Source organism: Bradyrhizobium sp. RDI18 (assembly GCF_043203335.1).
Classification (GTDB): Bacteria; Pseudomonadota; Alphaproteobacteria; order Rhizobiales; family Xanthobacteraceae; genus Bradyrhizobium; species Bradyrhizobium retamae.
In genome coordinates, this window is the sequence record NZ_JBICRN010000006.1 from 1,483,817 (window position 1) to 1,505,354 (window position 21,538).

Consider the following 21,538-nt stretch of genomic DNA (forward strand, 5'->3'; position numbering starts at 1 on the left):
TCGCATGTTACGACGTCCGGGTCGCGCGTTGATCGACAGTTATACTGCAACGAGCTCCACTCTCGCGTGTTGTAAACCAACCCCGAGTTGGGCTTCTCCTGAGCAAGCGCGCTAGCGCTCCAGAGAATGAAAATAGCGGTCGATAGGATTTGCAGCATATGTCGGCTCAGCCTGTGAAAAATTGGAAAGGATCGATCCTTCCAGCTTACCGTGAGGATGAAGTCAACATCGGTCGGTATTTGAGGCACATAACTAAAGGCTAACACGCGATTGTGGGCATCGCGAGCTTGGTCCCGGCGTCATCGGCCGCGTCCCCGCCCGGCTGCAACGCCAGTACCTCAACACGCCGCGCAGGGGGAACCACGTCGGGAGCAAATACGGGCACTGGGCAACGACTGCCGGGACAATTGTCCCAGCTCCTAACATTCGAGGCCGCGCCATGCGGCTGATATCGGACTCCGAGGCGCTGGCTTTCCTCGCCGACCCCTTGTCCTCGAATGCCATCTGACGGGACAATTGTCCCGGCAGATAGTCGTCGCGCTGATGGTGGTGCTGGCGTTACTGCGCTTGTTTTGCCGCGCCCCAACCGAGGCGCTCGCACCACACGATTGCAAGGTCTGTTTGTGAAAGTGTCTTGAGATAATCGATATCAGCGGCGTCCTTCATCCACTCAAGCAACTTTTCACGAGGTGTAGATTTGTAGGTCTCGAGAAAGCACAGGGCTAATTCCAGCCAGTTAGTCGCCTTCTGCGGAAGCGGGTGCAGTTCTCCAAAGAACGTGTCAGGATGCCGCTTCCATGCTGCTATCTCTGATTCGGTCATCGGCGTGCGCACCACCATGCTCACTCCGTCGAACGTTCTGTAGACTCCCATGACTGCTTTCTCTCGCTCCAAAACCACAGCTTCGTAAAGTCGAGCCGGGATCTTTTTTCCTCCTGCATCCGGGATCAAGTAGATCTCCCCAAATTTCAGCCTTGGCAGAGCATCTTCAGGCCCGAACGCAAACTCTGGATTTTCGCCGTCGAACGTTGATGGTATTTCGTAGTGCGTTCTCATTGAATCGAGGAGCGCGAGCATCTCTCTATGGCGTTCCTGAGATTCGAGAACGTCTTTCAATCGATTGAAGCCGACGTCAGGTCCGAAATCCGGAATTCGACAACCTGTTGCTATCACTTGAGTGCCGACGTTTATTGCATCCAGATTATTGTGGAACGAGTGGTTGGTAACCATCACGTATGCGCTCGGCTTCTCACTGCCATCCGGAGCGGGAATCTTCTCGACGGTCCGTATCTGATCGAGAGCCGCTCTTGGCCATCCATCAATGACCGAAGGTTCCGTAATCACGTCGGGCACATTGATCTCGATCATAACAACACGCTTGTGCTCGGCGCTCTTTGATAGGGCCTTATTCAGTTTGCTTCCAACACGTAATCGCTTGATTTCATCTATTGGGCCGTCCTCGACTGTTGATCGATTTCGCGTTTTCACTTCGACCGAAAATTTTGCTCCGGTTTTAGGATACGTGGCAACGAATTCCACGTGTGATGACCGTCCATCTGATTCATTCTCATATGCCAGCTTGAAGCCAGCCTTCAAAAAGGCTGCAGCCGCATACGTCTCGAACAACTTTCCAATGAAATCGTCGGCGCGCTCGCTTTTCAGCCGGTCTACGAAACTCGAAATGAGCTGAGCCTCTTGTGTCGGCTCCGCGTGATGAGCAATCAGGTAAAGGTTGTAGGCAAGATTAGTGAATGCTCGTTGCGCTCCCGTCATTGGTCCAACGAGGAGATTGCCGACTTTGGTGTGAAGCCGTTTCGAATCTGTGAGGGCCTGATGATACCAGCGGACAATTGGATGCCGTTCTGAATCGGGTTTGTTAAATTCTGCCTGAAACCACTCCCTTCCCAGCAAGCCGATCAAGAATTCTCTTAGGAAGTCTTGGAAGGTTTTCCAGTTCTTGGAAAAGTGTACTCGGTTGCCGACGCCAACGATTCGATAGTCGTTTAGCGACGCGGAGATAATTCCTTTTCCTAATCCCTGTTGGTTCTCACGCTGAACGCGCTCAGCCTCCATTTTGCGAAGTGCTTGCTGAAACACGCGCTCGTGCTCCGCATCATGGAATGGAGGAGAGCCAGTATGCTTGCCGCAGCACTTTTTGAATTTCAGACCGCTGCCACAGACGCACGGCTGGTTTCGTCGGATTTTGGCCAATGCTAACCTACAGAATTAGATTGCGTTCATTTTTCCGAATCGGGAGGCTACACGGTGGCACAATGCAGGGTAGCAATACGAGGATTCGGGCGTTGTCCCGGGCTATTCACAGGGCTGGTTTGATTCACGAGGCGCAATCAACCTTCGCCCCGTGGTTGCATAATCCGATAAGGTGAGAAGTGGTTGCGACATGCGACCTTTGGGGGAAGCTATATGGGATTTTTAGGAAGACTGTTTGGTTCTAAACAGATCAGCAGCCTAGCGCCCGGACGCGGTTGGGTTGTGCCGGTGGTAGGTGAAGCGCAGTATCAAGGCGCGCTTCAGACGCTCTATCGCAAGAACGGCGGTTCGGGCCACGACATCAAGGTCGCTGCCGTGTTGGTCCCCGAAGATGACAACGCTTTCGATACTAACGCGGTGCGGATCGAGATCGAATCTCGCGGCGTTGGGTATCTACCGCGAGAGATGGCTCAACAATACCGAGCGGCGATGGGCGAAAGCATCGGCCAATGTAGCGCCAAAATCGTCGGCGGCTTCGAACTGGATGATGGCTCTTCGGCGTATTTTGGCGTGAAGCTGAATCTCGCGTGGCCGCCGCGGATGAAGTGACGGACGGCCAGACATCTTCGGCCCACGCATCGGCGTTGGTTTCCACATGATGGCTGCATGGATGATCGCAGCAGACCATCGAAGTTTCTATCATAGTGGATGGTCGATTCGTAACGCCCACCCCTTGCGAGGTGGGCGCTTCGCTTTAGCGATCAGTCTTTCTTGGGTGGAATTGGAGCTGCTGTTAGCATTCGGGCCTTCCATTTGCCGTCTACTTTGACATAGACGGCGGTCCAAGTACCCGATGCATCCAGCGCATCGCCCTTGTCGTTCTTGCCAGTGATGTGGAATTTGCCCATCGCGGCCGGGGTATCATCATCGACCTGCCACACTTCATCGACCGTGGAAACGAGCTTGTTAAAACCTGCCTTGAAAGAACCGGCATAATAGGTCGCGACGTCATGCTTCCCGGCCGGGTTGATAAAAACTCCGTCCTTGGTGTAGAGCCCGGCGACGCACGCCGGGTCCTGCTTGGTGTAGCAATCCACGTAGGATAGGGCGATCTTGCTGGCTTCCTGCTTGAAGTCATCGGCAGACGCCGGAGCCGTACACATAAAGGGGATGCACGACGCCAATAAAACTGGACGTTTCATTTCCATTCCCTCCCTTAGTGGTGCGTAATTGCACCGTGACGCCCACCGCAATGGGCGCGGCGTTGCAATCCTGTATTTTTTCTAGCCGACTTCATGGGTACGCCGGTCGGTTCGATATCGGAGAAGCATCCCGACCGACCGTCATTATGATGTTCGCCATGCGTGTTGCTTGAGGCAGGTCAAGATAAGAGGAAGTTGGTGGTAATGGCGTGTTGAAAAGCTCAACGGCTTCAATGGGGCCTTTTGATTACCACCGAGGTGCTAAATACAAGATGTTGCAGCGATATTTGATATCTGCCGGGCCCACAGTAAATTTATTCTATTGCAGGTCTGAGTCACCGAACCAGAAACGCCTTGCTTCGTCGCTCATTCCCGTAGTCCCGTAATCAACAAATTAACTTTCCAGGTTCGATCTGACCATGGTCTCTTCCATTCCATCGTAAAATCGGCGGCCTTGTCGCACCAAACAGCTGAACAGCATTTGCGCTTCCACCGTCGAGCGGCCCGTCAACGGTCGACCATATTCCGCATGAGTCCGCTTTGCGCGCTTCTTGGTCCATCGACGGAGTCATCAGCTAAGATGACTGGAATCAATGGCCGGGAGATCGGATCAACGTCCCCAGCGCAGCGCTGCTGTGTGCACTGGCGCATCCCACAACTCCTTCGTCCGATCGTCGAGCACGGACACCGTGACCGAGGCACCGGCCATGTCGAGCGACGTCACGTAGGACCCGGTCAGGAAACGTGTCACTTTGAGCCCCGCCCCGTCCAGGATTCGCTTGGCGCTGTTGACCATCAGATAGAGTTCGATCAGCGGGGTTGCGCCGAACCCATTGACGAGAAGCAGCACTTCGCTCCCCGGCTTCGGCGCAAGATCCTTGAGGATCGCACCAACGAGCTCGTCGGCAATCGCATCGGCGGGAGCCAAGCTCACGCGACGCCGCCCAGGCTCGCCATGAATGCCGACACCCATTTCCATTTCGTCGTCCGCCAGCGCGAAATTCGGCCGTCCCACCGCCGGCACAGTGCACGGCGTGAGCGCCACACCCATCGAGCGCGTGCGCCGGTTGATTTCATCGCCGAACTCCTTGAGAGCGGCAAGCGGCATTCCATTCTCGGCCGCGGCGCCGACCATCTTTTCTACGATCAGCGTACCCGCGACACCGCGGCGACCGGTCGTGTAGGTCGATTTCTCGACCGCGACGTCGTCGTTTGTCACCACGCTCGCCACTTCCCGCCCGGCCATCTCGGCGGCCATGGTGAAATTCATTACATCGCCTTCGTAGTTCTTGACGATGAAGAGCACTCCTGCGCCGGTATCGACAGCCTCCGCAGCCTCGATCAACTGGTCCGGCGTCGGCGAGGTAAAGACCTGGCCGGGGCAGGCGGCATCGAGCATGCCGCGGCCCACAAAGCCCGCATGCAACGGCTCATGCCCCGAACCGCCGCCCGAAATCAAGGCGACCTTGCCTGGCCTCAACGTGCGGCGGCGCACGAACTTGCGCTCCGTACCGAGCAGCAGGATGTCCGCATGCGCGGCGGCAAAGCCGTCGAGACTTTCCTCGAGTACCGTCTCGGCGCCGTTGATCAGCTTTTTCATAAAAGCCCCTCCCGATGGTTCAGTTGCGGTTCGAATCAACCCGTCAGCCAACGCTCTCGGCGTAGCGCGCGAGCTGCGCCGCAAAATCGATGACGAGTTGTTCGAGCGCACGGTTCTTCTTGTCGTCGCCGAGGTCGGGCACCGTCACCGCGATGGTGCGGGTGCGCGCTTCGCGATGGGATGCTCGCAGCCGGCCGGGATGCGCGCGTCCGTACGCTGCCAGGAATGCCGTGCGCTCGGCACCGGACAGATGGCAGACCTCGAAGATGATCGCGACATGCTTTGCCGGGATCGGCACCAGATAGGCCGGATTGGTAATCTGGGTCACGAAGGAGCGGTTCTTGCCCAGCGCCGCCGCAAGCTTGAGCCTGGTCCCGGACGGCCGGTTGTCGAGCACGCGCCGCAGGATGACCTTGTAGTCGGCGACATTGCTGTCGCCCGGCGCGCGCGCGTCTTCGTCTGCTTCGTCCGTCATGAACCTACCTTTGCGATCGCGGCCTTGAGCCGCGCTACGGTCAACGGCGCCACCGAAAGGGTTCTCAAGCCGGTCGCAAGCAGCGCCGTCGTCAGGCGGGTGTCGGCTGCCGCGTCGCCGCATAGCGATACCTCGACATCGCGTTTGCGGGCGGCCTCCACGGTGCGGGCGATCAATGCCAGCACCGCGGGATTTCCCGCATCGTTGAGGTCGGCGACCGCACCGATATCACGCGCTGCTGCCATCGTGTACTGCGTCAAGTCGTTCGAACCGATCGAATAGAACGCGGCGCCGAAATCCTCGGCGCAGAGCGCCGCTGCCGGGACCTCGACCATGATACCAAGCGGCGGACGAGCGCAGGCGATCCCTTTCGCTCTGAGGGCTGCGACCTCCTCATCAAGCATGGCACCGGCACGATCGAGTTCTGAGGGAATGGCGATCATCGGCAGCATGACTTTCAGAACCCCGTGCACGGCCGCACGCGCCAGCGCCCGCAATTGTACGCGAAATATCTCCGGCCGGGCCAGCGAGAGACGGATGCCGCGAAGACCCAGAAACGGATTGCTCTCGCCGTCGACCGTCAAGCCGGCGATCGGCTTGTCGCCGCCGGCATCGAGGGTGCGGATCGTCACCGGTCTTCCCTCGGCCCACTCAAGAATGCGCCGATAGATCACATACTGCGTGTCCTCGTCCGGCAGGCCGTGAGATGCTTCGAACAGGAACTCCGTGCGTACGAGACCGATACCGTCGCAGATCGCGGGATCGAGGCTTGCTAGGTCTTCGGGAGCCGTGACGTTGAGCAGTACCGCGATCCGCCGCCTGTCGGCGGTGTAGGCAGGAGTTGCGCGGCCGGCCTCGGCGGCAGCCAGCGCGGCGTTCGCAGCCGCTATGCGCTGCTCGAACTGGCGGCGCGTCTCCGGCTCGGGGTTGAAGATCACGGTGCCGGCATCGCCGTCGACCAGGGCCAGCGCCGGTGGCTGCCCGTTCCACGACAATGGGCCGAGCCCGACCACCATGGGCGCCCCGCGCGCCCGCGCCAGCATCGCGACATGCGAAGACGGCGAGCCTCCGGCCAGCGCGATGGCGCCGCCGCGCGTCCAGTCGGCGGCGAGAAAGGCGGAAGGCGTGATGTCGTCGGCCGCAACGATCGAGCCATCGGTGATCCTGGCGACCGTGTCCACGCCGCTCAGATGCGCGAGCACGCGGTCGCGGATGTCGACGATATCCGCGGCACGGGCACGGAAATATTCATCTTCGGCAGCGCGATAGCCTTCTATCTCCACGTCGAGTGCCAAGCGCCAGGCGTGGTCGGCAGTGATCCCTGCCGAGATGACCTCATAGGCCGCATCCGCCAGCGCGTCATCTTCAAGCATGGCGACCTGGAATTCAAGAATGTCGGCCACCTCGCCCTGAAGCCTCTCGATCAGTCCGGCGATCTCCGCCCTCGCGCCCTCAATCGCCGCCCGCAGTGCCGCCGCCTCCTGCGCGGGATCGTCGCTCGCCGTCCGCCTGACCACAGAAGCAGTCAGCATGGTGACCGGTCCAATGGCGAGACCCGGTGAGGCGGCACGGCCGGTGAGATGGATCTCGGTCATCGTGTCAGACCTCGCCAAAACCGTCATGCACCAGCGCGAGCATGGCAGCGAGCGCCGCCTCGCCGTCGGGACCTTTGACGCGGAAATACACCATCGCCCCCTGCGGCGCCTTCATGCGCATCACCTTTACGGGACTCTTCGCGTCCGTCCATGGACCGTCCGCCGCAAGCGCGAGTTCGATCTTCGCGGCAAAGCCCTTCGCAAGCTGCGTGAGCTTGACCGATGGCCGCGCGTGAAGACCGACTGGATTGACCAGGAGCGCCGCGGCCGTCAGCGGCACAAAGGTGTTAGCCGCCCGGCTGGCGTTGACATCATGCATAGAATTCCTCCGCGCTACGTTTGACGGCAGCAAGTGACGAACCGCCCGAGGACTCGGTCGCCGCAATCACGGCGCCCTCCACTACCGGCGCATTGCAGACAACAACGCGCGCACGCCGATCTTCAGCCAGCATCTCTACCGCCATCTCCGAATTGGTTTCCGCCCCGCCAAGATCGACCAGGATCGCCACGCCCGCCGGCGACCAGGCTGCCTCGATTGCCTCGAGAATACCGGCGACATTTGTACCGAGCCCGCCATCGGTATCGCCGCCGGTCCAGGCGAGCGGCACAGCGTTGCCTACCATCTGGCGCACCATATCGGCTGCACCCTCTGCAATTTTTGTGGAATGCGAAACGATGACGATGCCGACATTGCCGGAACTTGAATTGCTCATGAAATTGCCTCGAATTCCAGCGCCGCAACGGCGGCGCTGATCAGGAGGGACGCCGAGCGGGAGCCCGGGTCCATATGACCGATGGATCTTTCGCCGAGGAAGGACGCCCGGCCGCGGGTCGCAAGCATCGGCGTCGTACGATCGGCGGCTTGTGCCGCCTCGGCCGCAATCGCCCTGGCATCGCCGCCCGCGGCAAATACGCCTTGCACCGGCACCAGGACATCCAGCAAGGTTTTCTGCCCCGCTTCAGAGCGTCCACGCGCCTTCACCGCGTTGATCGCCTGGTCGGTGGCCGCGACCAGATCGGCGCGCGCCGGTTTTTCAGGAAGCGCCTTACCAAGCTCCATGAAGAATGTACCGACCAGCGGCCCGGAAGCGCCACCGACCTTCATCACCAGCGTCATTCCAATCGATTTGAGCATCTCCGGCAACGATTTGTCCGCGAGGCCGGGCAACGTCGCAAGCACGGCCTCAAAACCGCGCTTCATGTTCAATCCGTGATCGCCGTCGCCGATCGCCTGGTCGAGGCTCGTCAGTTCCTCGGCGTGTTCGTTCATCGACGCTGCGAGCGCCCGCACCAGTTTTTCTCTCGCTGCCCGATCGAGACTCATGCCGCGACCCTCCCGCCATCTGCATCGAAGAACAGCGGCTTGTTGAGGCGAAGCGAGACGATATCCCCGGCGCCGAGCCTCGCTTCGGGGTCGGACAACGTCACGACCGATTGGCCGCCAAGGTCGAGATGGAGGTGGCTCTGGTCGCCGAGATGTTCGATCCGCTTGACGGTCGCCTGAACATCACCGCCGCCGCGCGCGATCGTCAGGTGCTCGGTACGCGCGCCGACGGTCCTGGCCCCGACCGGCGCGCCGGCAAACAGAACCGCCGGCAACAGGTTGATCGCCGGCTGGCCAAGCCGCGCGGCGACATGGGCGTTGATCGGGTTCTCGTAGATTTCACGTGGCGTTCCTATCTGCAGCAGCCGCCCGCCCTCGATGACGCCGATGCGCGAAGCCATGGTCATCGCTTCGGTCTGATCATGGGTGACATAGAGGATGGTCGCGCCGAGATCGGTCTGGATGCGCTTGAGTTCAAGCCGCATTTCACCGCGCAGCTTGGCATCCAGCGAGGAGAGCGGTTCGTCCATCAGATAGATCGCGGGCGAGCGCACCAGGGCCCGGCCGATCGCGACCCGCTGCATCTGTCCGCCCGACAACTGCGTTGCCTTGTTCTCCAACTTGGTTTCGATGTGGAGAAGACGCGCGACCTCGCGCACTTTTGCACGGATCTCGGCTTCCGGGACGCGGCGGATCGGCGCGCGTAACGCAAAAGCCATGTTCTCGAACACGCTCAGATGCGGATACAGCGAATATTGCTGGAACACGAAAGCGATGTCGCGATCGGCCGGCGCATCGCCGGTCACGTCGCGGCCGCCGATCCGGATCGAACCACGGTCCGGCATTTCCAGTCCGGCGATGAGGCGCAATGTCGTCGTCTTGCCCGCCCCCGTCGGCCCGAGCAAGGCAACGAATTCGCCATCGCCGACGGTCAACGACAGGTCGCTGACGGCCTGCGTCTTTTTGAACGCCTTGGAAACCGCCCTGATCTCGACCTCAGCCATGCGCGCCTCCCTCATGCAACACGGTGCGGACAGCCCTGCCCGACGCCTTGTCGAAGATCGACAGCGTATCGGGCCGGAAGTCGAGCCCGACATTCTCTCCGGTCCGGAACGACACGCTGGCAGGCGACCGGGCCTTCAGCGCGCCATAGCGCGTCGTCACGGTCACGATCTGCGTGGTGCCCAGATACTCCGACCCATAGACCTCGCCTCGCACGACGCCACGATCGGAAAAACGCACATGCTCGGGCCTGACTCCGAGGACGAGATCGCTTTCCGGCAGCGCCTCACGCGCCGCGGGAACGGTGACGTCGCGGTCGCCGAGCCGGATCGCCTGCGCGCCGGCTTGCAGGCTGCCGCGGAACGGCAGGAAGTTCATCGGCGGCGAGCCAATGAAGTCCGCAACGAACAGCGACGCAGGCCGGTCATAAATGTCGCGTGGGCTCGCGATCTGCTCGACGACGCCGTTGTTCATCACGGCGATCATATCGGCCATCGCCATGGCCTCGAGCTGGTCATGCGTGACATAGACCGTGGTTGCTCCGAGCCGGTCATGCAGCGCGCGCAATTCATGGATCATCGCCTCGCGCATTTCGGTATCGAGTGCGCCGAGCGGCTCGTCCATCAGGAAGCATTTCGGCTTGCGCACGATCGCCCGCCCAAGTGCGACACGCTGCCGGTCGCCGCCGGCAAGACCCGACACGGGACGGTCGAGAAGATGCGAAATGCGCAAGATGCGCGCCACCTCCACCACCCGCCGGTCCGTCTCCGCCGCGCCGATGCCCTCGCACTTCAAGGGAAAACCGATGTTTCGCCGGACATTCATGTGTGGATAGAGGGCGAAGAGCTGGAACACGAAGGCGATGTCGCGGGCCGATGCGCGGTTCATCGTGACATCCTCGCCATCGAGCCGGATGGTGCCGGCCGTCGGCAATTCCAGCCCGGCAATCATGCGCAGGGTCGTCGTCTTGCCGCAGCCGGAGGGCCCCAACAGGCAGAGGAACTGGCCGTCTTCCACGGTGAAGCTGGTTGCCTTGACGGCATGGAAATCTGCGAACGACTTGTCGAGCGCTTCGACCCTTATTTGCGCCATCCGCCCTACTCCCTGACCTTGGAGACGATGGTGAACAGCACTGTGCCGAACAGCGTGGTCGCGAACGACCAGGAATAGAGCGTCAGCGAAAACGGCTGCATCAGCATGACGACGCCCGCGGCAATGATCGTCGTCGCGATGGCTTCCAGCGGACCGCGCCGCACAATTCTGTCCGCGAAGCCGCGACCCGGCATAGGGGTATGTGCATCGAGGCTCATTTGCGCACCGCTCCAAAGGTGATGCCGCGCAGCAGATGCTTGCGCAACAGCACCGTGAAAACGACGATCGGCACCAGAAACAGCGTCGTGCCGGCGGCGACTGCAGGCCAGTCCTGCCCGCCCTCGCCGATGATGATCGGAATGAAGGGTGGCGCCGTCTGCGCGTTGCCGGAGGTCAAGAGCACCGCGAAGGCGTATTCGTTCCAGGCGAAGATCAGGCAGAAGATCGCGGTTGCCGCGATTCCCGTCGTTGCCTGCGGCAGCACCACCTTCACGAAGGCCTGAAGGCGGGTATAGCCGTCGATCATGGCCGCTTCCTCGTACTCGCGCGGGATCTCGTCGATGAAACCTTTCAGCAGCCAAACGGCGAGCGAGACGTTCACCGAAGTATAGAGCAGGATCATGCCGAGCCGTGTGTCCGACAGCCCGATGGTGCGGTACATTAAATAGATCGGGATCGCGACCGCTATGGGCGGCATCATTCGCGTCGAAAGGATGAAGAACAACAGATCATCTTTCAAGGGCACGCGGAACCGCGAGAAACCGTAGGCCGACAACGTCCCGAGCGCGACCGCGAGCACGGTCGAGCCAAAGGCGATGATCAGCGAATTGACGAAACGCGGTACGTAATTCGACGGTCCGGCGACGACCATATTGCGACTGCGCGCGATGTCGTCGCAGAGCCCCTGCGGCGGTCCAAGCGTGCGGATGAATTCCGGCGTCTGGCGCGAGCGCGTGGTGAAGAGATTGCAGAAGCCTTCGAGCGATGGCGTGAAGAAGACCTTGGGCGGATAGGAGATCGCATCGTCCGGCGACTTGAACGAGGTGAGAACGATCCAGACCAGGGGGATCATTGTGATCACGGCGTAGAGAACCACGAGTGAACCCGCCAATCGCCTGGTATTGGGCGATGGTTCGACGACGGAATGGGCTGTGTTGGCGATGCTCATCGGCTCTTCACCCGGTTCAGCGCCTTGACGTAGATGTTGGCGAGTCCAAACACCGTTACGAACAGGATGATCGCGAAGGCCGAGGAGTAGCCGGTCCGCCAGCTCTCGAACGCCGCGCGCTTGAGCGTGATCGAGGCGACCTCCGTGGTCGAACCCGGCCCACCCCCGGTGAGCAAGTTGACCATGTCGAACATCTTGAAGTTCTCGATGCCGCGGAAAAGGACGGCGAGCATGATGAACGGCAACGCCATCGGCAGTGTGATCGACCAGAATTGCCGCCATTTCGACGCGCGGTCGACCTCCGCCGCCTCATAGATATAGTCCGGAATGGATCGCAGGCCGGCAAGGCAAATCAGCATCACGTAAGGCGTCCACATCCAAGCATCGACGATGACGATTGCCCAGGGGCTCAAGGTCACATCACCCAGCATCTGGAACGACGATGCGGGGCGGCCCGTGAGGAAACCGACCACATAGTTGAACAACCCGATTTGCGGCTGGTAGAGAAACGTCCAGAAATTGCCGACCACGGCCGGCGACAGCATCATCGGCAGCAAGATGATCGTGGTCCACATGCCGTGGCCACGGAATTTCTTGTCGATCAGGAAGGCAAGACCGAACCCAAGCACGGTCTCGATGACGACGGTCCAGAATACGAAATGCGCCGTCACCTGCATCGCCGCCCAGATGTCCGGATCGGTCAGGATCGTCTGGTACCAGTCGATCCCCAGCCAATTGACGGGCGCATTGGACCGGTTGGCCCGATAATTGGTGAATGACAGATAGATGGTCCAGATCAGCGGGAAGATGTTGATCGCCAGCAGGAGGACCATCGTCGGAGTGATGAAGAGCCACGCGAGCGCCGTGTCGGATAATCCCCGGATACGGCGCACCGGGGCGGGCTGCACGGGCACAGCACCGTAGGTGATCCGCGATGAAGCGCTCAAATCATTCATGGCGTTGGCTGGTCCTGATGCACTGCGATTGCCGGCTTCGAAATGGGTATCGGTATTGTCGGAGAGAATGGCCTGGAGCGCTGACGAGCCGCGCTCCAGGCCGCTATATTCTAGAACTTCTTGCCCTCTTCCTTGAAGATGGCTTTCCAGTCTTTCACCAGCCCGTCGAGCGCTTCCTGCGCGGTGCCCTTGTCGGCGACCACGTAGTCATGGACGCGCTTCTGCTCAGCTTGCAGGAGCTGCGCGTAGGAGGGCTCGGCCCAGAAGTCGACCACCATGCCCATCGACGTCAGGAACTCCTTGGCAAACGGAGCGCTGTCCGGGAAGCTCGGGTCGTTCAGCACGGATTTGGCGCAGGAATAGCCGCCCAGCGCCCACCACTTCTTCTGCACATCATTGCCCGCGAACCATTTGATATATTGCAGCGCTTCGCCCTGGTTCTTGGAATAGGAAACCACGGAGATGCCCTGTCCGCCGAGCTGGGTTGCCCGGGCGGTGGCGGCAGGATTTGAGAAGAAGCCGATCTTGTCGCCGCCGACATTCGGATCCTTGTAAAGACCCGGGAAGAAGGCGAAGAAGTTCATCTGCAGCGCCACCTGGCCGGACTTGAAGGCATCAAGACCTTCCGACATGTAGGAGTTGGAAGCGCCGGGAGGCGTGCAGCATTTGTAAAGCGCCTTGTAGGCTTCCAGCCCCTTGACGGCGCCCGCCGAGTTGACGAAACCGTCCATCGCATAGGGCTTGTTGGGGTCCTGGTATTTGAAGCCGTAGTCGTAGAGATAGTTCGAAACGCCCATGGTGATGCCTTCCGAACCTCGCTCGGTATAGATCGACGCACCATAGACCTTCTTGCCGTCGATCTCTCGCCCCTGGAAGAACTTGGCGATGTCGCTGAGTTCGTCGAGCGTCTTCGGCACCGCGAGATCACGGCCATATTTGGCCTTGAAGTCCGCCTGCACGTCCGGCCGCGCAAACCAGTCCTTGCGATAGGTCCAGCCTACCGCGTCGCCCATCGCCGGTAGCGCCCAATAGTTCGGCGTGTTCTTCGGCCACTGCGAATAGCCGATCACGGTGGCCGGCATGTAGTCGTCCATGCTGATGCCTTCCTTCTTGAAGAAGTCATTCAGCTTGACGTACTGGCCATTCTCGGCGGCGCCGCCGATCCACTGCGAATCGCCGATCAGAAGATCGCACAACGACCCGCGCGAATTGAGTTCGTTCAGGAAGCGGTCGGCATAATTGGTCCAGGGCACGAATTCGAACTTCATGCCGATCCCGGTCTTGGCGGTGAAATCCTTCGACAGTTCGACCAGCGCGTTGGCGGGGTCCCATGCGGCCCAGCACAGGGTGATCGTCTTGCCCTGCGCGTGCGCGGACGTGGTCAAAACTCCACTACCGAGCGCGGCGGCAAGAGCGCCGCCTGCAGCAAAAAGCGCCTTCATGCTATTGTTCATGCGCATTTCCCTCCGTTGGCCGGCCATCGACATGGCGCGGCGTTCCTGCCCGCGCGAATGCTTCGAGCGGTGCGACACAGTCCGTAACGGTTTGATTCACTAAACTAGCGTTCCCTCGCGCCACCCGGATTCTTAAGGACCGGCGAGCTCGATTTGTTTAGTGAAACACTATTTACTAAACATTGCAAGCGGGCTCTCGCCGCCTCGCATTTCAAGCCAAACGAGCGCCCTATCGTGGTTTCCCGCGCAAGCTTGTGGCGGCCGGACAACTCACAAAACAATCAGCTCGGACGCCATAACGACGGCATCAATTAGGCCCGTCCCGCTGGCGCTCCAACTTGCAAGCAATTCCCTTTTGCTGCGCCAATTCAATTTCTGAATGGCGTCGCACGAACTGGTCGTTCGGTCATTGTTTGCGCTCCTGGCAAGGATCGAAAGCACAGCGAAACCGGGCACAGCGCCGTTTCCTTGATGAGGTTCTGAGTTGTTAAGTTGAACGAGAGCTGCGACTTCCGCGGGGCCGTGGAAGCTCGCTGACGTCAGCTTCGCCACGAACGACCGCTTCGCGCCAATAGGCGACATGCGCGCTTGCATTTCTTACGACGAGGAGAGCGCCACTGAGAAGGCTATAAGCAAATGCCCACAATGCCGAGGCGTTGAAGATTTCAATTTTTCTGTTGTCGATTAGGCGACTGCGACAAACGGGTTGTTCTCCTTCGTTCGAGGATAGTTTGCGTACTCAATGGCCGCGAAGGCTCTCCACTCCTCGAATAGGTCGGCGCTGATGAGGATGACCGGCTCGGACGAGGCAGGCATCGCAATCGAAAAAACGACGCGCGTGTCTAATATATTACATGGTTTTGTTACATCTCGTTACGGCAGTTGCGGCCTTCTTAGGCATGATCATAAAGAGATGGCATCACAAACAGATGGCGCACGTTTTATGGCAGCCGCGCTGTCTTGAAGTCGCCTCGCGACTGCACCATGTTGGGGTCGTCGATGAGACGCGTAGGACTTATCGACATCACGGTAGGCAACGGACGCGCCTCGGCGCATCGTAACGTTCCGCCACGCGACGCTGCGCGTCGCAACACATCGCTACGCAACGCTTGAGCCGCTGGGGAAGCCCGGCGGCTCGCGCGCGTTTCGCGCGAACGGTCCCCCCTCAATCGCCTGTGGCTCCGAGACGCCTACCGCAGCCAGCCGGAGGCTGAAACCGAGGAGATCTGACCACGAGGGCGCGAGCTAGTCCCGCGCCGCCCGATCCGCCGGTTCACGCAGGCGGGCCTTACTTCGGTGAGTGCAAATCGCCTTGAAGCCAGCGTCCAAGGCCCTTGGACTTCATGGGGTCTTCAAACGCGGCAAAGCTCGTAAGTACCTGATTGCAGACAGCGCATTCAAACGTTTGCAAGTCGACGCCCCGGGCGCGTGCTGGCTCGATGCTGACGAGCATCATCGGGGCCTTGCACTTCGGACAGGCGGGGCGCTCAATTGCAGCGAATGGAATGACGGACGACAGGTGTTGAGATTGGGGCATGATGCTTCCCTCGAACAGGCGGGAGCGCAACACTCTCTGTCACCGGTAATGCCTAGGAGGCGGAGCGGTGATTGTCGGAGTATACGCCTCCAGGGATCTCAAACGCGAGTTAATTCGCGGATATTGGAAGGAAGGTAAGCGCCTTGGCCGCCCGGTTCATCGTTGCCGGGCTGTCACGGGACTGGAAGCGCCCGCCAGGGTGAACAAGACGGCCCTAGCGAGATCCGCCAGAGCCGTCCACTTCCGGCGGGAGCCTGTTTGGCGACGCAAACCGGAAGCCACCGAATCGACTCTCACAAGCCAACATTGTTCCTAAATAGCGGCCCGACGCGCGACTTGGCCACGACGATCACCCGAACGTGGGCAATCTGATCGGCTATTCCTATCGCAAGCCCGGCGACTACAAATTCTCGTAGGTCTGGTACGAGCGCGCTGAAAGCCGATCCGAACCATGTACTGACGTGGCAGTATTACGGCCTGTGGCAAATTGAGCAGGGCAACCGCGATCAAACGCACGAAAATGCAGAAAGGCCGGGCATCGCTGCCGGGCCTTTCTTTTTCTTTTGAGCGCTGCACGGTTGGACTTAGAAATCCATACCACCCATGCCGCCCATGCCGCCACCCGCAGGCATGCCGCCGCCTGCGTTCTTCTTCGGCACCTCGGCCACCATGGCTTCGGTGGTGATCAGCAGCGCCGCAACGGAGGCCGCGTTCTGGATCGCTACGCGAACAACCTTGGTCGGATCGATGATGCCTTTGGCGACCAGGTTGCCGTACTCGCCGGTCTGCGAGTCGAAACCGTAGGAATACTGGTCCTTCTCGAGGATCTTGCCGACGATGACGGAGCCGTCTTCACCTGCATTCATTGCGATCTGGCGGGCCGGATAGGAAAGCGCCTTGCGCACGATCTCGACGCCGGTCTTCTGGTCGTCGTTCTTGGTGCGCAGGCCCTTGAGGTGCTGGGAGGCACGGAGCAGGGCGACGCCGCCGCCCGGCACGATGCCTTCCTCGACCGCCGCGCGGGTCGCATGCATCGCGTCATCCACGCGATCCTTGCGCTCCTTCACCTCGACTTCGGTCGCGCCGCCGACGCGGATCACCGCGACGCCGCCCGCGAGCTTGGCCAGACGCTCCTGCAGCTTCTCACGGTCGTAGTCCGAGGTGGTTTCCTCGATCTGCGCCTTGATCTGCGCGACGCGCGCCTCGATGTCGGCCTTCTTGCCGGCGCCGTTGACGATCGTGGTGTTTTCCTTGTCGATCATCACCTTCTTGGCGCGGCCGAGCATCTGCAGCGTGACGTTCTCGAGCTTGATGCCGAGATCTTCCGAGATCGCCTGACCACCGGTCAGCACCGCGATGTCCTGCAGCATGGCCTTGCGGCGATCGCCGAAGCCCGGAGCCTTGACGGCCGCGACCTTCAACCCGCCACGCAGGCGGTTGACGACCAGGGTGGCGAGGGCTTCGCCTTCGACGTCTTCGGCGACGATGACCAGCGGCTTGCCGGTCTGCACCACGGCCTCGAGCAGCGGCAGCAGCTCGTTCAGCGAGGAGAGCTTCTTCTCGTTGATCAGGATGTAGGCATCGTCCATTTCAACGCGCATCTTGTCGGCGTTGGTGACGAAGTAGGGCGAGATGTAGCCGCGGTCGAACTGCATGCCTTCGACCACCTCGAGTTCGGTCTCGAGCGACTTGGCTTCCTCAACCGTGATCACGCCCTCATTGCCGACCTTCTTCATGGCGTCGGCCAGGAACTTGCCGATTTCGGCGTCGCCATTGGCGGAGATGGTGCCGACCTGGGCGATTTCCTCGTTCGAGGTGACCTTCTTGGAGTTCTTGACGAGGTCAGCGACCACGGCTTCCACCGCCAGGTCGATACCGCGCTTCAGGTCCATCGGGTTCATGCCGGCGGCAACCGACTTGGCGCCTTCACGGACGATCGCAGCCGCCAGCACGGTCGCGGTGGTGGTGCCGTCGCCGGCCGCGTCGGCCGACTTGGAGGCGACTTCGCGCACCATTTGCGCGCCCATGTTCTCGAACTTGTCGTCAAGCTCGATTTCCTTGGCGACGGTGACGCCGTCCTTGGTGATGCGGGGAGCGCCGAACGATTTGTCGAGCACGACGTTGCGGCCCTTCGGACCGAGCGTGACCTTCACCGCGTTGTTGAGAATTTCGACGCCGCGCAGCATCCTGTCGCGGGCGTCTACGCCGAATTTGACTTCCTTGGCTGACATAATGATCTCCGTATTCCCAGATCCCAAGGTCCGCGCGACTGGGCGGATTCCTGAGGGATGAGATTTGGATTGCAGGCCTCTTCCTTCGAGACGCCGGCTGCGCCGGCTCCTCAGGATGAGGGAACGGGCTAAAGCGCTTAAGCGGCCTTCTTCTTGGCGGCGGGAACGTCAGTAAGAACGCCCATGATGTCGCTTTCCTTCATGATCAGAAGTTCCTGACCATCGAGCTTGACCTCGGTGCCCGACCACTTGCCAAACAATACGCGGTCACCGACCTTGAGGTCGATCGGGATCAGCTTGCCGGATTCGTCACGGCCGCCCGGACCAACGGCGATGATCTCGCCCTGCGAGGGCTTTTCCTTGGCACTGTCCGGAATGAGGATGCCGCCTGCGGTTTTGTCTTCGGCATCGATGCGTTTGACCACGACGCGGTCGTGGAGCGGACGGAACTTCATGCGATCCTCCTTGGCTTTTGTGATTATTTCTGGATTGGCAGTCGCAATGAGCGAGTGCTAGTCGCTCTCCACATAAGCTTGTGACAATGGGGCGCAAGGGCTTCGGTCCACGATGTTTGACTGCAACTTGAGTTTCTCGAGGAGGAACGCTTGGGGCGATTGCGTTGATCGCTATGACCTATTGAACGTTTTCGTTTTTGGCGCGAGACTCATGCATTGCTTTTCAGCTTGGGCTGGAGGTTGCAATGGTCGAGAAAGATGCGGTTTCCGAGAATCTCGGGAAGCAGGTCTTAGGCTACGGACTGACAACAGCGGAAATCGTTTATCGCTGTCCGGATAGTCAATGGCTGCTGCAAACTTACGTCTGGCAGGACTACGATCTGTTTCCAAATTTCCCGGCGCTGAAGGATTTCCTCGCGTTCTGGCAACAAGAGCTCGACGGCCCGCTGTTTGCGGTCACCGTCGCGCACTCCAAACTGATCAAGCCTACCGAACTACGCGCCGTGGACGGAGTCTTCCGGCTGCATTAACGCGAGGGCCCAGAGCTTTGGGTTGATCTTTGTCGCTCATACGCAAATTGCTTTCGGGAAATTTACTCTCTTCGCGCGGGCCAATTCAGCGAGATCACAATCCCGCATTTTCTGTTCGCCAGCGCCGACGAAGTGATCGAATAATTTTAGTTGTTTGCTGCGGTGCATGAGTCCGAATCTGGGCACTTAGCTGACATGACGGTTTCGGCGAATGTCCGCTTTGCGCCAATGGACTAAACCGCTCGCGCGGTAGGGCACTGGGGCTGGCGACACAGCCAAGAGGATAGCGCAACGGGGCGTCCTGTCTTGAGATGAGGGGTTCGCAACCTTCACTCAAAACAGGAGCATCCCCATGACCGACGAGGCAGTGAGCCCGTTGCGCCGGCGCATGATCGAAGACATGACGATCCGCAAATTCGCGCTCAAGGCGCAACATGACTACGTGCAAAGGGTCAAGAACTTCGCTGCGTTCCTCGGGCGATCGCCGGATACGGCGAGCTTCGAGGACGTGCGCCGCTACCAGCTGGATCTGGCCGCGAGCGGTGTCGGCGTGCCGACCATCAACCAGACCGTTTCGACGCTGCGGTTCTTCTTCCGGGTGACGCTGAAGCGCCACGAGATCGTCGAGCACACCCATGTCATTCACGAACCGCGCAAGCTGCCGGTGGTGCTGAGCGTCGAGGAGGTGGCGCGGCTGCTCGATGCCGCACCCGGGCTCAAGTACAAGGCGGCGCTGAGCGTGGCCTATGGCGCCGGTCTGCGCGCCACCGAAGTGGTCTCGCTCAAGGTCGCCGACATCGACAGCAAGCGCATGATCATCCGCGTCAAGCAGGGCAAAGGCGGCAAGGACCGTAACGTGATGCTGTCGCCGAGCCTGCTCAATCTGCTACGGACCTGGTGGAAGGCGGCACACCCGCAGGGCTGGCTGTTCCCGGGCCGCGATCCGGCGCAGCCGATGACCACGCGCCAGCTCAACCGCGCCTGTCACGCCGCTGCCCAGATGGCGGAGATCCACAAGCGCGTCTCGCTGCACACCTTGCGGCACAGCTTCGCCACCCACCTGCTCGAGCAGAACATCGACGTCCGCGTCATCCAGGTGCTGCTCGGTCACGCCAAGCTCGACACCACGGCGCTCTATACCCGCGTCGCCACCAAGACGATCAGCGAGGTCATGAGCCCGCTGGAGCACATCGCACTCAAGCTCAAGGAGGTCCGGCCGCCCGGCTGACGCCAAGGCGCGCGTGTCGCGCCCGGCTTTGGAGGTTGCGGATATCTTCCGCAGCCATGGCCCGGTATGGCGCCAAGCCGATGCCGGCCATGTCAGCCTCGACCAGATGAAGGTGATGTCGGCGATCGAGCGCTGCCGCACGGCAGAACTCGGCGGCCACGTCGCGCGCTGCGCGGACTGCGCCTATACCACGATCGCCTACAATTCCTGCCGCAACCGGCATTGCCCGAAGTGCCAGGGTGTCGCCGCAAAGGAATGGCTTGCCGACCGCGAAGCCGAGCTGTTGCCGGTGCCGTACTATCACGTCGTGTTCACCCTGCCGGCGGCCATCGCCGACATCGCCTACCAGAACAAGGCCGTCCTCTACGACCTCCTGTTCAAGGCCTCGGCCGAGACCATGCTGACGATCGCCGCCGATCCGAAGCATCTGGGCGCCAGGATCGGCATCACCTCCGTGCTGCACACCTGGGGCTCGGCCATGACCCATCACCCGCATGTGCACATGATCGTGCCGGGTGGCGGCATCTCACCCGACGGCCAGCGCTGGGTGTCGTGCCGGCCGGGATTCTTCCTCCCCGTGCGCGTGCTCTCCCGCCTGTTCCGACGGCTGTTCCTGGAGAAGCTCGTCGCCACCCACCAGGCCGGTCGCCTGAGCTTCTTTGGCGACCGCACCCATCTCGCCGAGGTGCAATCCTTCGCAGCTTATCTCGCCCCGCTGCGCAAGGCCGAGTGGATCGTCTACGCCAAGCGGCCGTTCGGCGGACCTGAGGTGGTGCTGGCCTATCTGTCGCGCTACACCCATCGCGTCGCCATCGCCAATAGTCGCCTGATCGCCTTCGACCAGCAGGGCGTCACCTTCAAGTGGAAGGACTATCGCATCGAGGGCCGCGATCGATACAAGCCCATGACGCTCGCCACCGATGAGTTCATCCGCCGCTTCCTCATCCACGTGCTGCCAAAAGGCTTGCACCGCATCCGTCACTACGGCCTGTTCGCCAGGAGCGCCTGCGCCGACAACATCGCCCGCGCGCGGGAGCTGCTCGCCGCCTCAAAACCCGAGGGCCAGCCTACCGCTGCTGCCGTCGATTCCAGCAAGCCGAGCTGTCCATGCTGCGGCGGTCGCATGATCGTCATTGAGGTGTTCGCGCGTGGTGCAAAGCCACGGCATCAGCCGGCAGCCCCAACGAGCCGCATCAGGGTCGACACCTCATGACGGTGCCGCAATCCCGCAAATCTGCCCGTCGCGGTCGCTGGCTCTCGACCGGCCACGGCAGAGCGCGCCCAGCTCTCTGCCAGCCGTCGCAAATCGTCGGACAACTTGTCGAGCTCGATGCTATCCGCCGCGCATTCGTCAGCCGCTTCACCGTCGCACAACTCGTTGGACCGGTTCGATCTCAATCAATGAACTCACCCGCGGCACTCAATTCCCCATAGCGCCTGCCGCACCGCCTTACGTTCCCTTAAGCGCGGTTTCCTCC

At 60.7% G+C, this 21,538-nt stretch carries 20 protein-coding genes and 1 pseudogene; 5 read left to right on the forward strand and 16 right to left on the reverse strand.

Annotation, left to right across the window (positions count from 1 at the left end; all coding sequences use genetic code 11):
• Positions 1-558: 558 nt before the first annotated feature.
• Complete coding sequence (locus ACFXS9_RS07910; protein ID WP_392686981.1) at positions 559-2,211, reverse strand: YecA family protein; 1,653 nt, start codon at positions 2,209-2,211, stop codon at positions 559-561.
• A gap of 213 nt (positions 2,212-2,424) precedes the next feature.
• Here ACFXS9_RS07910 and ACFXS9_RS07915 point away from each other — a divergent pair, with 213 nt between their 5' ends.
• Positions 2,425-2,820 carry a hypothetical protein gene (locus ACFXS9_RS07915; RefSeq protein ID WP_392686984.1) on the forward strand — a complete coding sequence of 132 codons (396 nt, stop codon included), beginning with the start codon at positions 2,425-2,427 and terminating at the stop codon, positions 2,818-2,820.
• 152 nt (positions 2,821-2,972) lie between these two features.
• Here ACFXS9_RS07915 and ACFXS9_RS07920 read toward each other — a convergent pair whose 3' ends face one another.
• From ACFXS9_RS07920 to ACFXS9_RS07980, 13 genes are all read right to left on the reverse strand, one after another.
• Positions 2,973-3,413, reverse strand: a complete 441-nt coding sequence (locus ACFXS9_RS07920) for a YybH family protein (protein ID WP_392686987.1) — start codon at positions 3,411-3,413, stop codon at positions 2,973-2,975.
• Between the two features lie 610 nt (positions 3,414-4,023).
• Entirely contained in the window at positions 4,024-5,013 is a 990-nt protein-coding gene (gene dhaK, locus ACFXS9_RS07925) for a dihydroxyacetone kinase subunit DhaK (protein WP_392686990.1), read from the reverse strand.
• A gap of 43 nt (positions 5,014-5,056) precedes the next feature.
• Positions 5,057-5,488 (reverse strand): hypothetical protein, encoded by a 432-nt coding sequence (locus ACFXS9_RS07930; RefSeq protein ID WP_392686993.1) that lies wholly within the window; start codon positions 5,486-5,488, stop codon positions 5,057-5,059.
• On the reverse strand, positions 5,485-7,083 hold the full coding sequence (gene ptsP, locus ACFXS9_RS07935) for a phosphoenolpyruvate--protein phosphotransferase (protein ID WP_392686996.1): 1,599 nt from the start codon (positions 7,081-7,083) through the stop codon (positions 5,485-5,487). The genes ACFXS9_RS07930 and ptsP overlap by 4 nt, the downstream gene beginning before the upstream one ends.
• Before the next feature lie 4 nt (positions 7,084-7,087).
• Complete coding sequence (locus ACFXS9_RS07940) at positions 7,088-7,402, reverse strand: HPr family phosphocarrier protein (protein WP_392686999.1); 315 nt, start codon at positions 7,400-7,402, stop codon at positions 7,088-7,090.
• A complete protein-coding gene (gene dhaM, locus ACFXS9_RS07945; protein ID WP_392687002.1) occupies positions 7,395-7,796 on the reverse strand; it encodes a dihydroxyacetone kinase phosphoryl donor subunit DhaM in 402 nt (133 codons plus the stop codon). Before dhaM ends, ACFXS9_RS07940 begins: the two co-directional genes overlap by 8 nt.
• Positions 7,793-8,407, reverse strand: a complete 615-nt coding sequence (gene dhaL, locus ACFXS9_RS07950) for a dihydroxyacetone kinase subunit DhaL (RefSeq protein WP_392687005.1) — start codon at positions 8,405-8,407, stop codon at positions 7,793-7,795. The genes dhaM and dhaL overlap by 4 nt, the downstream gene beginning before the upstream one ends.
• Entirely contained in the window at positions 8,404-9,411 is a 1,008-nt protein-coding gene (locus tag ACFXS9_RS07955; protein ID WP_392687008.1) for an ABC transporter ATP-binding protein, read from the reverse strand. The genes dhaL and ACFXS9_RS07955 overlap by 4 nt, the downstream gene beginning before the upstream one ends.
• Positions 9,404-10,501 carry an ABC transporter ATP-binding protein gene (locus tag ACFXS9_RS07960; RefSeq protein ID WP_392687011.1) on the reverse strand — a complete coding sequence of 366 codons (1,098 nt, stop codon included), beginning with the start codon at positions 10,499-10,501 and terminating at the stop codon, positions 9,404-9,406. Before ACFXS9_RS07960 ends, ACFXS9_RS07955 begins: the two co-directional genes overlap by 8 nt.
• 5 nt (positions 10,502-10,506) lie before the next feature.
• Entirely contained in the window at positions 10,507-10,719 is a 213-nt protein-coding gene (locus ACFXS9_RS07965) for a hypothetical protein (protein WP_392687014.1), read from the reverse strand.
• On the reverse strand, positions 10,716-11,669 hold the full coding sequence (locus ACFXS9_RS07970; RefSeq protein WP_392687017.1) for a carbohydrate ABC transporter permease: 954 nt from the start codon (positions 11,667-11,669) through the stop codon (positions 10,716-10,718). Before ACFXS9_RS07970 ends, ACFXS9_RS07965 begins: the two co-directional genes overlap by 4 nt.
• Positions 11,666-12,625, reverse strand: a complete 960-nt coding sequence (locus tag ACFXS9_RS07975) for a carbohydrate ABC transporter permease (RefSeq protein WP_392687020.1) — start codon at positions 12,623-12,625, stop codon at positions 11,666-11,668. The genes ACFXS9_RS07970 and ACFXS9_RS07975 overlap by 4 nt, the downstream gene beginning before the upstream one ends.
• Before the next feature lie 110 nt (positions 12,626-12,735).
• Positions 12,736-14,079, reverse strand: coding sequence for an ABC transporter substrate-binding protein (locus ACFXS9_RS07980; RefSeq protein ID WP_392687023.1), 1,344 nt, complete (start codon positions 14,077-14,079; stop codon positions 12,736-12,738).
• Between the two features lie 1,872 nt (positions 14,080-15,951).
• Between ACFXS9_RS07980 and ACFXS9_RS07985 the strand changes: the two are divergent.
• A pseudogene (locus tag ACFXS9_RS07985) lies at positions 15,952-16,183 on the forward strand (type IV pilus biogenesis/stability protein PilW); the annotation flags it as partial.
• A gap of 17 nt (positions 16,184-16,200) precedes the next feature.
• On the opposite strand, the gene groL reads toward ACFXS9_RS07985, so the two are convergent.
• Positions 16,201-17,847 carry a chaperonin GroEL gene (gene groL, locus ACFXS9_RS07990; protein WP_392687026.1) on the reverse strand — a complete coding sequence of 549 codons (1,647 nt, stop codon included), beginning with the start codon at positions 17,845-17,847 and terminating at the stop codon, positions 16,201-16,203.
• 137 nt (positions 17,848-17,984) lie between these two features.
• Positions 17,985-18,302, reverse strand: a complete 318-nt coding sequence (locus ACFXS9_RS07995; protein WP_213290762.1) for a co-chaperone GroES — start codon at positions 18,300-18,302, stop codon at positions 17,985-17,987.
• A gap of 245 nt (positions 18,303-18,547) precedes the next feature.
• On the opposite strand from ACFXS9_RS07995, the gene ACFXS9_RS08000 reads away from it, so the two are divergent.
• From ACFXS9_RS08000 to ACFXS9_RS08010, 3 genes are all read left to right on the forward strand, one after another.
• Positions 18,548-18,832 (forward strand): usg protein, encoded by a 285-nt coding sequence (locus ACFXS9_RS08000; protein WP_392687029.1) that lies wholly within the window; start codon positions 18,548-18,550, stop codon positions 18,830-18,832.
• A gap of 352 nt (positions 18,833-19,184) precedes the next feature.
• On the forward strand, positions 19,185-20,060 hold the full coding sequence (locus ACFXS9_RS08005; RefSeq protein ID WP_392687032.1) for a tyrosine-type recombinase/integrase: 876 nt from the start codon (positions 19,185-19,187) through the stop codon (positions 20,058-20,060).
• Between the two features lie 13 nt (positions 20,061-20,073).
• Positions 20,074-21,273 (forward strand): IS91 family transposase, encoded by a 1,200-nt coding sequence (locus ACFXS9_RS08010; protein WP_392687035.1) that lies wholly within the window; start codon positions 20,074-20,076, stop codon positions 21,271-21,273.
• The last annotated feature ends 265 nt before the right edge of the window (positions 21,274-21,538 follow it).